The sequence below is a fragment of the Streptomyces sp. NPDC051218 genome, assembly GCF_044455475.1.
Classification (GTDB): domain Bacteria; phylum Actinomycetota; class Actinomycetes; order Streptomycetales; family Streptomycetaceae; genus Streptomyces.
Genome location: NZ_JBITEU010000001.1, coordinates 299,144 through 314,316, shown reverse-complemented (window position 1 = coordinate 314,316; position 15,173 = coordinate 299,144). Strand labels below are relative to the sequence as shown.

The 15,173-nt window shown below is 71.3% G+C and carries 10 protein-coding genes; 3 read left to right on the top strand and 7 right to left on the bottom strand.

Translation table 11 applies throughout. From position 1 onward, the window contains the following. Positions 1-39: 39 nt before the first annotated feature. From ACIBCK_RS01450 to ACIBCK_RS01420, 7 genes are all read right to left on the bottom strand, one after another. Positions 40-873: an HpcH/HpaI aldolase/citrate lyase family protein gene (locus ACIBCK_RS01450; protein WP_399386055.1), complete on the bottom strand. Its 834-nt coding sequence runs from the start codon at positions 871-873 to the stop codon at positions 40-42. Next, a complete protein-coding gene (locus tag ACIBCK_RS01445) occupies positions 870-2,057 on the bottom strand; it encodes a CaiB/BaiF CoA transferase family protein (protein WP_399386054.1) in 1,188 nt (395 codons plus the stop codon). The genes ACIBCK_RS01450 and ACIBCK_RS01445 overlap by 4 nt, the downstream gene beginning before the upstream one ends. Continuing rightward, entirely contained in the window at positions 2,054-2,962 is a 909-nt protein-coding gene (rbsK, locus tag ACIBCK_RS01440) for a ribokinase (RefSeq protein WP_399386053.1), read from the bottom strand. Before rbsK ends, ACIBCK_RS01445 begins: the two co-directional genes overlap by 4 nt. Next, entirely contained in the window at positions 2,959-4,323 is a 1,365-nt protein-coding gene (locus tag ACIBCK_RS01435) for an ADP-ribosylglycohydrolase family protein (RefSeq protein ID WP_399386052.1), read from the bottom strand. The genes rbsK and ACIBCK_RS01435 overlap by 4 nt, the downstream gene beginning before the upstream one ends. Continuing rightward, complete coding sequence (locus ACIBCK_RS01430) at positions 4,320-5,483, bottom strand: ADP-ribosylglycohydrolase family protein (protein WP_399386051.1); 1,164 nt, start codon at positions 5,481-5,483, stop codon at positions 4,320-4,322. Before ACIBCK_RS01430 ends, ACIBCK_RS01435 begins: the two co-directional genes overlap by 4 nt. Continuing rightward, the gene (locus tag ACIBCK_RS01425; protein ID WP_399387180.1) at positions 5,443-6,666 is read right to left on the bottom strand and encodes an ADP-ribosylglycohydrolase family protein; all 1,224 of its coding nucleotides are present in this window, start codon (positions 6,664-6,666) and stop codon (positions 5,443-5,445) included. Before ACIBCK_RS01425 ends, ACIBCK_RS01430 begins: the two co-directional genes overlap by 41 nt. 74 nt (positions 6,667-6,740) lie before the next feature. Continuing rightward, positions 6,741-7,733, bottom strand: a complete 993-nt coding sequence (locus tag ACIBCK_RS01420) for an ADP-ribosylglycohydrolase family protein (RefSeq protein WP_399386050.1) — start codon at positions 7,731-7,733, stop codon at positions 6,741-6,743. 224 nt (positions 7,734-7,957) lie between these two features. On the opposite strand from ACIBCK_RS01420, the gene ACIBCK_RS01415 reads away from it, so the two are divergent. From ACIBCK_RS01415 to ACIBCK_RS01405, 3 genes are all read left to right on the top strand, one after another. Further along, the gene (locus ACIBCK_RS01415) at positions 7,958-8,689 is read left to right on the top strand and encodes a VIT1/CCC1 transporter family protein (RefSeq protein WP_399386049.1); all 732 of its coding nucleotides are present in this window, start codon (positions 7,958-7,960) and stop codon (positions 8,687-8,689) included. 306 nt (positions 8,690-8,995) lie between these two features. Next, positions 8,996-13,591 (top strand): glutamate synthase large subunit, encoded by a 4,596-nt coding sequence (gltB, locus tag ACIBCK_RS01410; RefSeq protein WP_399386048.1) that lies wholly within the window; start codon positions 8,996-8,998, stop codon positions 13,589-13,591. Beyond that, positions 13,584-15,044: a glutamate synthase subunit beta gene (locus tag ACIBCK_RS01405; protein ID WP_399386047.1), complete on the top strand. Its 1,461-nt coding sequence runs from the start codon at positions 13,584-13,586 to the stop codon at positions 15,042-15,044. The genes gltB and ACIBCK_RS01405 overlap by 8 nt, the downstream gene beginning before the upstream one ends. The last annotated feature ends 129 nt before the right edge of the window (positions 15,045-15,173 follow it).

Below are 15,173 nucleotides of genomic sequence, written 5' to 3'. Positions count from 1 at the left end.
CGATGGGGCCACCGGATCACGGATCTGGTGGCCCCATCGCTATGGGCGCCGCCGCGCCAGGTCGAGCACCCGCCGCGCCCCCTCCACCACGGCCTTGTCCACGAAGGTGCCGTCCGGCAGCGCCAGGGCGCCCTCCTCCGTCGTCGATGCCTTGACGATCTGCTCGGCGTGGTCGATCTCCTCCGGGGTGGGGAGGTAGGCGCGTTCGATGGCCGGGAGCTGGCGGGGGTGGATCGCCGCGCGGCCGAGGAAGCCCAGGGAACGGCCGTGCGCGCAGGACGCCGCCAGGCCCTCGATGTCACGGATGTCGGCGTACACCGACTGCGCGGGCGGTGCGAGGCCCGCGGCTCGGGCGGCCACCACCACGCGCGCACGGGACCAGTCGAGGCCCGCGTCGTCGCGTACCCCCAGGTCCGCGCGGAGGTCCGCCTCGCCGATGGAGACGCCGCGCAGGGCCGGGTGGGCGGTGGCGATGGCGAAGGCGTGCTCCAGGCCCACGGCCGACTCGATCAGGGCGTGCAGGGCGGGGGCGCCGCCGTCCGCGGGGGCGGAGCGCTCCGCGACGCGTACGACGTCGGCGGGGCAGGTCACCTTGGGCAGACGGAGACCGGACACCCCGGGGAGATGCGCGATCGCCCCGAGGTCGGCCTCGGCGAGCGGACTGTCCAGGGCGTTCACGCGGACGTGGACCGGGACGGCGGGAGTCTCGCCGAGCAGCTCGGCCGTCGCCGCGCGCGCGTACTCCTTGCGGTCGGGCCCCACCGCGTCCTCCAGATCGACGATGACGGCGTCGGCGCCCGCGAGCAGCGCCTTCGCCACGACGGACGGCCGGTCTCCGGGCGCGTACAGCCAGGTCAGAGGTGTTTCCTTCACAGGGCGCCCTCCTTGCGCAGCCCGGCGATCTCCCCTTCCGTCAGGCCCAGTTCGGTCAGGACCTCCGCCGTGTCCGCTCCATGGGGGCGGCCTGCCCACCCGATCGAGCCCGGCGTCTCGGAGAGGCGGAAGAGGACGTTCTGCATGCGCAGCGGGCCGAGCTCCGGGTCGTCGACGGTGGTGACGGTGTCCAGCGCCGCGTACTGGGGATCGGTCATCACGTCGCGTACGTCCTGGATGGGAGCGACCGCCGCCTCCGCCTTCTCGAAGGCCTCGATCACCTCGGCGCGGGTGTGCAGGGCGATCCAGGCGCCGACCGCCCCGTCGAGCACGTCCGCGTGGGCCGCGCGGTCCGCGCCCTTCGCGAACCAGGGCTCGGAGATCAGTTCCGGGCGGCCCACCAGGCGCATCACGCGCTCCGCGATCGACTGGGCGGACGTGGAGACCGCGACCCAACTGCCGTCCGCCGTACGGTAGGTGTTGCGGGGCGCGTTGTTGGTGGAGCGGTTGCCGGTGCGGGGCTGGACGTGGCCGAGCTGGTCGTACCAGAGCGGCTGCGGGCCGAGGACCGTGAGGATCGGCTCGATGATCGCCATGTCCACCACCTGGCCCTTGCCCGTCCGGTCGCGGGCCGCCAGCGCCGTCATCACCGCGTACGCCGTCGCGAGCCCCGCGATGGAGTCGGCGAGCCCGAAGGGCGGCAGGGTCGGCGGCCCGTCCGGCTCACCGGTGATCGCCGCGAAACCGCTCATCGCCTCCGCGAGGGTGCCGAAGCCGGGGCGGCGGGAGTACGGGCCGAACTGGCCGAAGCCCGTGACGCGGGTCAGGACGAGACGGGGGTTCACCCCGCTCAGCTCCTCCCAGCCGAGGTCCCACTTCTCCAGGGTCCCCGGGCGGAAGTTCTCGACGATGACGTCCGCCGTCGCGGCGAGCCGCAGCAGGGTCTCGCGGCCACCGGGCGTGGAGAGATCGAGGGTCATCGTGCGCTTGTTGCGGCCCAGGATCTTCCACCAGAGGCCGACGCCGTCCTTCGACGGGCCGTGCCCACGGGAGGGGTCGGGCTTTCGCGGATGCTCGACCTTGATGACCTCCGCGCCGAAGTCGCCGAGCATCGTGGCGGCGAGCGGGCCCGCGAAGAGCGTCGCCAGGTCGAGGACGCGGAGGCCGCTGAGGGGAGCTGTCATGACGCGGTGCCGTTCGCCTGGGTGTCGATCTCGGAGCGGAACGGCATGGACGACGACGCCCCCGGGCGCTGGACGGAGAGCGCTGCGGCCGACGACGCCCACGTGAGCGCGTCCGCCACGGAGCCCCCTTCGGCCAGCGCTACCGCGAGGGTGCCGACGAAGGTGTCGCCCGCGCCGGTCGTGTCGACGGCGGTGACGTGCGGGGCCGGGACCATGACCGGCTCGGCGTCCCTCGTCGCGTACAGGCTGCCGCGTGAGCCGAGCGTGATGACGACCTCGGGGACCTGGGAGAGGAGCGCGCGGGCGGTTTCGTGCGGATCGGTCAGGCCGGTGAGGGTGGCCGCCTCGTACTCGTTGGGCACCAACAGGTCGATGGAATCGAGGAGTTCGGGAGACAGTGGCTGAGCGGGTGCCGGCGTGAGAATGGTGCGAACACCGTGCCTTCTGGCGGCCTGCGCGGCGGCGAGTACCCCCTCCACGGGGATCTCCAGCTGGAGCAGGAGGGCGTCGGCGGAGGCGATCAGACCCTCGTCGCCCGGGGCGAGTGCGGTGAGCGTTCCGTTGGCGCCGGGGATGACGACGATCGCGTTGCCGCCCTCGTCGTCGACCACGATGTGCGCGGTCCCGGTGGCCGCGGTGTCGACGGTGCGCAGCAGGTCGGTGTCGACACCGGAGTGTTCCAGCGCGGCGCGCAGCTGGGTGCCGAAGGCGTCGGCGCCGACCGCGCCGATCATCGACACGGCGTCGGCGCCCGCGCGGGCCGCGGCGACGGCCTGGTTGGCGCCCTTGCCGCCGGGGAGCGTACGGAACTCGCGCCCGGTGACGGTCTCCCCGAGCTGCGGTGCCTTGCTGACGTACGCGACGAGGTCCATGTTCGTGCTGCCGAGCACGGCGATGTGGGTCATGGGTGCGGTCTCTCCTGGGCGAGTTCGGTGGTGAGGTCGGCGAGGGTGTCGAAACCGATGCCGTCGAAGCCGGGGACGGAGCTGGCAAGGCGGTTCTTGAGCGGGGACGTCCAGCGGTCGGGCAGCGCGCCCGGGTGGCCCGCGAGCAGGCCCGCGATCGAGCCCGCGGTCGCGCCGTTCGAGTCGGTGTCCCAGCCGCCGGACACCGCACGGGTGATGGAGCCGGTGAAGTCGCCGTCGGCGTGGGTGAGGGCGGCGGACAGGAGGGCGGCGTTGGGGATGACGTGTACCCAGTGGTGGTGGCCGTAGGTGGCGTGCAGGTCGTCCACCACGTGGTCGAAGTCCGCTTGTTCGTGGGCGAGTTGAATGCCGTGGCGGATCGCGTGGGCGAGGCGTGAGTCCTGCGGTACGACGGTCAGGCCCGCGCGGAGGCAGTGGTGCACGTCTCCGGTGCCTGCCGCCGCCTCGGCGATGGTGGCCGCCGCGAACATCGCGCCGTACACGCCGTTGGCGGTGTGGCTGAGGCTCGCGTCGCGGCGGGCCTGGCCGGCGGCGGCCGTGGGTGCGCCCGGGTTCGTCCAGCCGTGGACGTCGGCGCGGATCAGGGCGCCGATCCATTCGCGGAACGGGTTGTGGTGGGTGGCGGTGTGCGGGGGCTCGATGCCGGTGAGGAGGTTGCGGTAGGCGATGCGTTCGGCGGTGAAGGTGCGGGCCGCGGGGAGCTCGTCCAGCCAGAGCCTTGCCACGTCCGTGGTGGTGAAGTCCTTGCCGTGGCGTTGGAGCAGGCGGAGGTTGAGGAGGGGGTAGTTGAGGTCGTCGTCCTCCGGCATGCCGTCGATGTTCTCGGCGAGGGAGGTGTGCGCGGAGCGCTTGTTCCAGGGGTGGGTGTTCTTGAGCTCCTGGGGGAGGCCCTTCTCCGTGAACCAGGTGCATAGGGGCCAGTTGCCTGTTGCTTTGGCGAGGCTGCGGATGGCTTCAAGGGGGAGTTTTTCTACCGGCTTGCCCAGGAGGCAGCCGGCTGCTCTGCCTAGCCAGGCGGCGTGTAGGCGGTGGCGTAGGGCGGTGTTGAGCCCACCCTCCCCCACTCTCAACTCCGTTCGAGCGGGGGGACCCCCATCGCCCTGCGGAACGCCTGCCCACAACACGGGCGGCTGCGACAGTTCGGTCAGGAGTTCCTCCGCCAGAGCCCGCAGGTGGGGAGCGGGGGGTGTCGGGGACGCGCCTGCTCTTGGTGGGGCCAGGTGGCCGCCTGCCTTCAGCCAGCGGGACCGGATCGCCTCGACGTCCTTGCCCTCCTCCTCCGACTGGCGGAGTTCGTGGCCCACCAGGTCCTCCGGCTGGACCCAGGTGAGGCGGATCATGGGGTGGCCGTCAGGGCCGCGTAGGCCGACTCGTGGGCTCGGCGGCGTCGTACGTCGCGGGTGAAGATCTCCCGGGTGACCTCCGCGAGCGTCGCCGCGGGTGCGTGCAGGTCGAGGCGGCTCGCCTCCGCGACCGTCTTGGACCACTCGGGCGGGGCCTCCGAGCCGAGGGCGCCCGCGATCGCGCCGCTCATGGTCGCGATGGAGTCGCAGTCACGGCCGTAGTTGACCGAGCCGAGCACCGTGTGGCGGTAGTCGCCGTCGCCCACCAGGAGCATGCCGAGCGCGATCGGGAGTTCCTCGATGGAGTGCAGGCGGGAGGGACGGCGGGCCCCCAGGGATGGGGCGCGGTAGTCAGGGCCGACCGTGTCGAAGGGGATGACGGCGGTGCGCAGCGGGTCGAGCGCCGACTCGAAGTCCCGGTGGTGGGAGGCGACTTCGACCGCCGACTCGATCGCTGCCCGCGTTCCGTCCTTCGCGAGGGAGAGGGCGGTGTCGATCACCGAAGTCGGCGTCGCGCCCGGCGCGCAGGCCGCCGCCACCGCCGCGGCGAAGACCGCGGCCGCCTCACGTCCGTACGAGGACTGGTGCGCGCCCGCGATGTCGAGGGCCTCGGCATACGCGCCCTCCGGGTTCGCCGCGTTGACCAGGCCGACCGGTGCCATGTACATCGCCGCACCGCAGTTGACGATGTTTCCGGTGCCCGCCTCGCGCGGGTCGACGTGGCCGTAGTGGATGCGGGCGACGATCCACTTCTCGGCGAGGAAGACGCGGTGGAGCGGGATGGTCTCCGTCTCCATCTCCGGGATCCAGCGGGGGTTCGTCATGAGGTCCGGGACCAGGTGATCGGCCACCGCGTAGGCGTCCAGGTGGTCGCGGACGGTGGCGTACACGCGGATGAGCGCGTGCGTCATCAAGGTGTCGTCGGTGATGTGTCCATCACCCTTGTGGTACGGCGCGATGGGGCGGGCGGTACGCCATTGGTCGCCGTTCCAGGGGCCGACGATGCCGTGTACGCGACCGCCGTGCCGTTCGACGATCTGCTCGGGGGAGTAGCCCTCGACGGGACCGCCGATGGCGTCGCCGACCGCCGCGCCCACCAGGCAGGCGGTGATGCGGTCAGGGAGATCCGGGCCCGTTGGGTCCATTGATGCCTTCATGCCGGAATTGTCCTCCCGGAGCGGTCGGTTCCGTGGCTGCCAGGTGCCCGGCGAGTTCCACCAGGTCGGTGCCCGCGAGGCGGGGGAGCGCGCAGCCGGAGAGGGTGCGGCAGGCGTCGCGCCAGGAGTCGGGGACGGCGGTGGCCGTGCCGAGCACGCCGGTCAGCGCGCCGGCCAGGGCGGGGGCGGAGTCCGCGACACGGGAGAGGCAGGCCGCGGCGGGCACCGCGTCGCGGATGCGGCCGCGGGCCGCGGTGGTCAGGGCCAGGGCGACCGGGACGGTCTCGGCGGCGGCGATGCCGTAGCTGTAGACGTGGTCGACGATCTGGTGCTCCAGGAGCGGGACGAGACCGAAGGCTCCGTCCTCGGTCGTCTGGGTGCGGGCGAGCTTCACGGCGTGCCAGGCGTTGCGGCCGATCTCGGTGTGCTCAGGGAGCTGGGCGAGGGCGGCGTCCACGGTCGCCTCGACGTCGGCGCCGCCGAGCGCCGCCGCGATCGCCGCGGCCATGGCGCGGGCGCCGTGCACGCCGTCGCCGTCCTGGGTGTAGCGGGCGTCGAACTCGGCCAGCGCGGCGGCCTGTTCGGGGTCGCCCGGGTGGACGAGGGCGAGGACGCAGGCGCGTACGCAGGCGGCGTCGTCGAAGAAGTGGGGGTTGTCGTGGCCGGTGGCGGGCGGGCGCAGGCCGGTGGCGAGATTGCCGAGGCCCGCGCGTACGGAGATGCGGGCGCGCAGGGGGAGCACAGCGGACTCGACCTCGGGGGCGCGGGCCGCCGCCGCGGCGATTTCGCTGGCAAGGGTGTTCCAGGCCAGGTCGAGGGCCGCGCGGACCCGGCGGTCCCGCGACAGCTGGGGGTCGAGCGTCCCGTCCGCCGCGCGGAGCAGTGACTCGGCGGCGAAGGCCGCCCATTCGGCGTCGTCCGAAGGGCCGAGGCGGAGGGGTTCCGGGGGTTGGTTGAGCGCGATGGGGACGGGGAGGGTGGTCGTCGCGTTCTGCTCGGCGAAGGTGTCCAGTTCGCGGGTGAGTCTTCGTGTCCACTCGGGCATGCGGGCTGCGCGGTGCCTGGCCGCGGGCCAACCGGCGGCGTCGCCCGCCGCGAGGCCCAGGAGCAAGCCCTCGATGTGGCTTGCGGATGCCGCGCTTTGCTGGACGCCTCGGTGATCCGCACCCGGCGGTGTGGGCACAGCAGGGACGGCTGCGGGGTAGACGGGTGGGTGGGTGGGGGAGATCCGCCGCGAAGCGGCGGGCTTGTCGGCGGTCACGAGACCCCCAGGTCAGAAACAAGCAACTCCGCCACGTCCAGCACGTGGTGGCCCCGCATCGAGGGAAGGCAACTGCCCCGCGCCGGGGCGATCGCGGCCGCCCATGGCGGTGGGATCGCGGAGGCGCCGCATGTCGCCCCCGCCAGGGCGCCCGCCACCGCCGCGGTGGTGTCCGCGTCCCGCCCCATGTTGACCGCGGTCAACACCGCATCCGGGAAGTGGCCCAAGGCCGCCGCGTACGCCCCGAAGGCGAGCCCCACCGCCTCGGGGGCGAGGTCGGTCCAGGGGTAGCCGCCGATCACCACCGCGGAGCGGACCGCGCGTTCGCCGCGAGGAGCCGCCGCCACCGCGCGCCGCAGCGAGCGGGACGTCCAGCAGTCCTCCGGGATGACGGACAGAGCCGCGGCCACCACGGAATCCACCGGCGCCCCGCCCATCGCCGCCGCGACCCCCGCGGCCACCGCCTGCCCGCCGTAGATGCCCTCACCGTCATGGCTGACCGAGCCGTCGATCGCGACGAGCCGGGCGGCTTCGGCGGGCTCGCCCGCGGCGAAGACCCCGAACGGCGCGGCCCGCATCGCGAGGCCGTCGCTCCACGCGTGCCGGTGCTGCGCCGAGATGGGCGCCGCGAGGCCTCGGCGCAGGTTCTCCAGCGTGCCGCGTTCGCTGAAGCCCGCGCCACGGAAGGGCCCCTCGTCGAGGTCCGCGATCCACTCGTGCCAGGCGGCCTCGACATGCGCGACGGTGAGCTCCGAGCCGTGCCGGGCCAGGAGGAGCCCGGAGAAGATCGCGTACTCCGTGTCGTCCGTGCCGCAGGGATGCTCGGCGACGTAACCGGTGATGCGTCCCCAGCGGCGGCGGATCTCGGAGGGCTTCATGTTCTCGGCGGGCGCGCCCAGCGCGTCGCCGACCGCGAGGCCGAGAAGCGCGCCGCGCGCCCGCTCTCTCAGGCCGGTCACTCCGGTCGCTCGTGTCACACCGGTCGTCATGCTGTGCCTCCCTGGTGCCGAGACGTGTGTTTTTATCCCTGCCACGCGCCGCCCCCGACGCGAGCACCGCAGCACCGACGTCACCCCTCCGCCCCATGCGCTCACCGGTTCGATGAACCCGCGTTCACATGCGCACAAGCGCAGGTAAGTACGGCCTTCCTTGCTGGCGAGAGCGATTTTTCGCGCGTACTTTCGAGATCGTCCAAGCACTGAGGGGGCTCACCATGGCGATCATCGAGACCGAAGCGGTACTGCACGAGGCACACCGCGACAACCACACCCACCGCGACGTCAACGGCGGCTGGCTGCGGCCCGCCGTCTTCGGCGCGATGGACGGCCTGGTGTCCAACCTGGCCCTGATGACCGGTGTCGCGGGCGGTGCCGTCTCGCAGCAGACCATCGTCGTCACGGGGTTGGTCGGTCTCGCCGCTGGCGCCTTCTCCATGGCGGCCGGCGAATATACCTCCGTCGCCTCGCAGCGTGAGCTCGTCCAGGCCGAACTCGACGTGGAGCGGCGGGAGTTGCGCAAGCACCCGGCGGACGAGGAGCGGGAGCTCGCCGCGCTCTACGTCTCGCGTGGCGTCGAGCCGGGCCTGGCCCGTGAGGTCGCCAGGCAGCTGTCCACGGATCCCGAGCAGGCCCTGGAGATCCACGCGCGCGAGGAGCTGGGCATCGACCCCGGCGATCTGCCCTCGCCGGCCGTCGCCGCGGTCTCCTCCTTCGGCGCCTTCGCGCTCGGCGCCCTGCTTCCCGTACTGCCGTATCTGCTCGGCGCCGACACGTTCTGGCCCGCGCTGGTGCTCGCGCTCATCGGGCTCTTCGCCTGCGGTGCAGTTGTGGCCAAGGTGACCGCGCGATCCTGGTGGTTCAGCGGACTTCGGCAGCTCGCGCTCGGCGGAGCGGCGGCCGGTGTGACGTACGCCCTGGGCAGCCTGTTCGGTACCGCCGTAGGATGAACCCTCGCAGTCCTATGCGGGACCCTGCATAAGTAGTCGTTACTCGGCGGTTTCGAATCCTTAACCACCGGGCATGAGCCGTAAGCGCTGCGGGCAATGAGGCCTGTGCCGCTCTCGGGCCTACGGTCATCGATCTGTCCGCACGGGGTCCCCCACCGCTCTTCACGCCTCTGGGCGGTGTCCACATGGTGGAATGAGCTATCCGCTTTTCGAGAAGCGTTCCATCATGTAACCTGCTCGAAATTTTGCCTGGGCCAACGTCGTCCCACGCTTATTGCATATGCCACGACGACGACGGGAGAGCCAATGCGTACGCACGCCTGGTCGCCCATGGACGGTCGCCCCGCCCCTCAGGGCATGTACGACCCCCGTAACGAGCACGACGCCTGTGGTGTCGGGTTCGTGGCCACCCTCACCGGTGTAGCCAGCCATGAGCTGGTCGAACAGGCGCTGACCGTACTGCGCAATCTCGAACACCGTGGCGCCACCGGCTCCGAGCCGGACTCCGGTGACGGCGCCGGAATCCTGCTCCAGGTGCCGGACGCCTTCCTGCGCGAGGTCGCCGGATTCGCGCTCCCCGAGGCCGGCGCGTACGCCGTCGGCATCGCCTTCCTGCCGGTCGACACCGCGGGCACGACCGACGGTGCCGTCTCACAGATCGAGACGATCGCTTCCGAGGAAGGCCTGACGGTCCTCGGCTGGCGCGACGTTCCCGTCGCCCCCGAGCTGCTCGGCTCCACCGCTCGCTCGACGATGCCGGTCTTCCGGCAGATCTTCGTGGCCGACGGTGAGAGCACCGGCGTCGCGCTCGACCGCAAGGCCTTCGTCCTGCGCAAGCGCGCCGAGCGTGAGGCAGCGACGTACTTCCCCTCGCTCTCCGCCCGGACCATCGTCTACAAGGGCATGCTGACCACCGGCCAGCTGGAGCCGTTCTTCCCCGACCTGTCCGACCGCCGTTTCGCCACGGCCGTCGCGCTCGTCCACTCGCGCTTCTCCACGAACACGTTCCCGAGCTGGCCGCTCGCACACCCCTACCGCTTCGTCGCGCACAACGGCGAGATCAACACGGTCAAGGGCAACCGCAACTGGATGCGGGCGCGTGAGTCGCAGCTCGCCTCCGACCTGTTCGCCTCCGCCGGTGAGGCGAGCACCGACAAGCTCGACCGCGTCTTCCCGATCTGTACGCCGGACGCCTCGGACTCCGCGTCCTTCGACGAGGTGCTCGAACTCCTCCACCTCGGCGGCCGTTCGCTTCCGCACTCGGTCCTGATGATGATCCCCGAGGCGTGGGAGAACCACGGCTCGATGGACCCGGCCCGCCGCGCCTTCTACCAGTACCACTCCACGCTGATGGAGCCCTGGGACGGCCCGGCCTGTGTCACCTTCACCGACGGCACCCAGGTCGGCGCGGTCCTCGACCGCAACGGCCTGCGCCCCGGCCGCTACTGGGTCACCGACGACGGCCTCGTCGTCCTCGGCTCCGAGGTCGGCGTGCTCGACATCGACCCCGCGAAGGTCGTCCGCAAGGGCCGCCTGCAGCCGGGCCGGATGTTCCTCGTCGACACCGCCGAGCACCGCATCGTCGAGGACGACGAGATCAAGGCCGCCCTCGCCGCCGAGAACCCGTACCAGGAGTGGCTGGAAGCAGGCGAGATCGAGCTCTCGGACCTGCCCGAGCGCGAGCACATCGTGCACACGCACGCCTCCGTCACGCGCCGCCAGCAGACCTTCGGCTACACCGAGGAAGAGCTGCGCATCATCCTCGCGCCGATGGCCAAGACCGGCGGCGAGCCGCTCGGCTCCATGGGCACCGACACCCCGATCGCCGCGCTCTCCGAGCGCCCGCGGCTGATCTTCGACTACTTCACGCAGCTGTTCGCGCAGGTCACGAACCCGCCGCTGGACGCCATCCGTGAAGAGCTCGTCACCTCGCTGCACTCCTCGCTCGGCCCGCAGGGCAACATCCTGGAGCCGACCGCCGCGACCTGTCGCAGCGTCACGCTGCCCTTCCCGGTGATCGACAACGACGAGCTCGCCAAGCTCATCCACATCAACGCCGACGGCGACATGCCCGGCATGACCGCCGCGACCCTCTCCGGTCTCTACCGCGTCGGCGGCGGCGGCGACGCGCTCGCCGCCCGCATCGAGGAGATCTGCACCGAGGCCGACGCCGCCATAGAGGCCGGCGCCCGCCTGATCGTGCTCTCCGACCGGCACTCCGACGCCGAGCACGCGCCGATCCCCTCGCTCCTTCTCACCGCGGCCGTCCACCACCACCTCATCCGCACGAAGCAGCGCACCCAGGTGGGTCTGCTCGTCGAGGCGGGCGACGTCCGCGAGGTCCACCACGTGGCCCTCCTCATCGGCTACGGCGCCGCGGCCGTCAACCCGTACCTCGCGATGGAGTCCGTCGAGGACCTCGTCCGCGCCGGCACGTTCCTGCCCGCCGACGAGGACGGTGGCGCCGAGACGGCCATCCGGAACCTGATCTACGCGCTCGGCAAGGGCGTCCTGAAGGTCATGTCCAAGATGGGCATCTCGACCGTCGCCTCCTACCGCGGCGCACAGGTCTTCGAGGCTGTCGGTCTCCAGGAGAACTTCGTCGCGAAGTACTTCGTCGGCACGACCTCCAAGATCGGCGGAGTCGGCATCGACGTCATCGCGCAGGAGGTCGCCGCCCGGCACGCCAAGGCGTACCCGAGCTCGGGCATCGCCTCCGCGCACCGAGCGCTCGACATAGGTGGTGAGTACCAGTGGCGCCGCGAGGGCGAGCCGCACCTCTTCGACCCGGAGACGGTCTTCCGCCTGCAGCACTCCACGCGCAACCGCCGCTACGACATCTTCAAGAAGTACACGGACCGCGTGAACGAGCAGTCCGAGCGCCTCATGACGCTGCGCGGCCTGTTCAACCTCAAGTCGGACCGCCCCTCGATCTCCATCGACGAGGTCGAGTCGGCCGCCGACATCGTCAAGCGGTTCTCGACCGGCGCCATGTCGTACGGCTCGATCTCCCGCGAGGCGCACGAGACCCTCGCCATCGCCATGAACCAGCTGGGCGGCAAGTCCAACACCGGTGAGGGCGGCGAGGACCCGGACCGCCTGTACGATCCGGCCCGCCGGTCCAGCATCAAGCAGGTCGCCTCCGGCCGCTTCGGTGTGACCTCCGAGTACCTGGTGAACGCGGACGACATCCAGATCAAGATGGCGCAGGGCGCCAAGCCCGGCGAGGGCGGCCAGCTGCCCGGCCACAAGGTCTACCCGTGGGTCGCCAAGACGCGTCACTCGACGCCGGGCGTGGGCCTGATCTCCCCGCCGCCGCACCACGACATCTACTCCATCGAGGACCTCGCCCAGCTGATCCACGACCTGAAGAACGCGAACCCGCAGGCGCGGATTCACGTGAAGCTGGTCTCCGAGGTCGGCGTCGGCACGGTCGCCGCGGGTGTCTCCAAGGCCCACGCGGACGTCGTCCTGATCTCCGGCCACGACGGCGGTACGGGCGCGTCCCCGCTCACCTCGCTCAAGCACGCGGGCGGCCCCTGGGAGCTCGGCCTCGCCGAGACCCAGCAGACGCTCCTGCTCAACGGCCTGCGCGACCGCATCGTGGTCCAGACCGACGGTCAGCTCAAGACCGGCCGTGACGTCGTCATCGCCGCGCTGCTCGGCGCCGAGGAGTTCGGTTTCGCGACCGCGCCGCTCGTCGTCTCCGGCTGCGTCATGATGCGCGTCTGCCACCTGGACACCTGCCCGGTCGGTATCGCCACGCAGAACCCGGCGCTGCGCGAGCGGTTCTCCGGCAAGGCCGAGTACATCGTCAACTTCTTCGAGTTCATCGCCGAAGAGGTCCGCGAGATCCTCGCCGAGCTGGGCTTCCGCACCATCGAGGAGGCCGTCGGCCACGCCGAGCTCCTCGACACCGAGCGCGCCGTCAAGCACTGGAAGGCGCAGGGCCTGGACCTGGAGCCCCTCTTCCACGTGCCGTCGCTGCCCGGCGGCGCCGTGCGCCACCAGATCGCCGCCCAGGACCACGGCCTGGAGAAGGCGCTCGACAACGAGCTGATCAAGCTCGCCTCCGACGCGCTCTCCGCCGCCGGGGCGACCGACGCCCAGCCGGTCCGCGCGCAGGTCGCGATCCGCAACATCAACCGCACGGTCGGCACCATGCTCGGCCACGAGGTGACGAAGAAGTTCGGTGGCGCGGGCCTGCCCGACGACACCATCGACATCACCTTCACCGGCTCGGCGGGCCAGTCGTTCGGCGCGTTCGTGCCGCGCGGCGTGACCCTCCGCCTTGAGGGCGACGCCAACGACTACGTCGGCAAGGGCCTCTCCGGCGGCCGCGTCATCGTCCGCCCGGACCGCGGCGCCGACCACCTCGCCGAGTACTCGACGATCGCCGGCAACACCATCGCGTACGGCGCGACGGGCGGCGAGCTGTTCCTCCGTGGCCGCACGGGCGAGCGGTTCTGCGTCCGCAACTCCGGTGCGACGGTCGTGTCCGAGGGCGTGGGCGACCACGGCTGCGAGTACATGACCGGCGGCCACGCGGTGGTCATCGGCGAGACGGGCCGCAACTTCGCGGCCGGTATGTCGGGCGGCATCGCGTACGTCATCGACCTCGACCGGGACAACGTCAACCCCGGCAACCTCGGTGCCGTGGAGGCCCTGGACGACTCCGACAAGAAGTGGCTGCACGACGTCGTGCGCCGCCACCAGGAGGAGACCGGGTCGACCGTCGCCGAGAAGCTGCTCGCCGAGTGGGACACCGCCGTGGAGCGCTTCAGCAGGATCATCCCCAGCACGTACAAGGCAGTGCTCGCCGCCAAGGACGCCGCCGAGCGAGCCGGTCTCTCCGAGACCGAGATCACCGAGAAGATGATGGAGGCGGCGACCAATGGCTGATCCCAAGGGCTTTTTGAACCATGGCCGCGAGGTCGCGCAGACCCGCCCGGTCGGCGAGCGCGTCCAGGACTGGAACGAGGTCTACGTTCCCGGCTCCCTCCTCCCGATCATCTCCAAGCAGGCGTCGCGCTGCATGGACTGCGGTATCCCGTTCTGCCACCAGGGCTGCCCGCTGGGCAACCTGATCCCCGAGTGGAACGACTTCGCGTACCGCGAGGACTGGTCGGCCGCCTCCGAGCGGCTGCACGCCACGAACAACTTCCCGGAGTTCACGGGCCGCCTGTGCCCGGCGCCGTGTGAGTCGGCGTGCGTTCTCGGCATCAACCAGCCTGCCGTCACCATCAAGAACGTCGAAGTCTCGATCATCGACAAGGCGTGGGACGCGAACGACGTCAAGCCGCAGGCGCCCGACCGGCTCTCCGGCAAGACCGTCGCCGTCATCGGTTCGGGCCCGGCGGGCCTGGCCGCGGCCCAGCAGCTGACGCGGGCGGGCCACACGGTCGCCGTGTACGAGCGCGCGGACCGCATCGGCGGCCTGCTGCGCTACGGCATCCCCGAGTTCAAGATGGAGAAGCGCCACATCAACCGCCGCATCGAGCAGATGCGCGCGGAGGGCACCAAGTTCCGTACGGGTGTGGAGATCGGCCGCGACATCGACGCGGCGAAGCTGCGCAAGCGCTACGACGCGGTGGTCATCGCCGCGGGCGCCACGATGGCACGTGATCTCCCGGTCCCCGGCCGTGAGCTCAAGGGTGTCTACCAGGCGATGGAGTACCTGCCCCTGGCCAACAAGGTCCAGGAGGGCGACTACGTCACCACGCCCGTCTCCGCCGAGGGCAAGCACGTGGTCGTCATCGGCGGCGGCGACACCGGCGCGGACTGCGTGGGCACGGCGCACCGCCAGGGCGCGGCGTCCGTGACGCAGCTGGAGATCATGCCGAAGCCGGGCGAGGACCGTGCCCCGCACCAGCCGTGGCCGACCTTCCCCATGCTCTACAAGGTGACCTCCGCGCACGAGGAGGGCGGCGAGCGGGTCTACGCCGTCTCGACCACGCACTTCGAGGGCGACGAGGACGGGAACGTGCAGTTCCTGCACCTCACCGAGGTGGAGTTCATCGACGGCAAGCTGACGCCGAAGGCGGGCACGGAGCGCAAGATCCCCGCCCAGCTGGTCACGCTCGCGATGGGCTTCACCGGTACGGACCGCGAGAACGGCCTGGTGGACCAGTTCTCCCTGGAGCTGGACGAGCGCGGGAATGTCGCCCGCGACGCGGAGTTCCACACGAACGTGCCGGGTGTCTTCGTGGCCGGTGACGCGGGCCGAGGCCAGTCGCTCATCGTATGGGCGATCGCGGAGGGCCGCTCGGCGGCTCGTGGCGTGGACCGTTTCCTGACCGGGGCGAGCGACTTGCCGTCACCGATCCGCCCGACGGACCGTTCCCTGATGGTCTAGTACCTGCGGCACAACCCCATATACGTCCCGTACAACGGCGTACGGAACTGAGCGACGCCCGCCTTGTCCCCGACCGGACTTGGGCGGGCGTCGTGGCGTTCCGAGACCGCAGCTCACGGTGGCCGCACC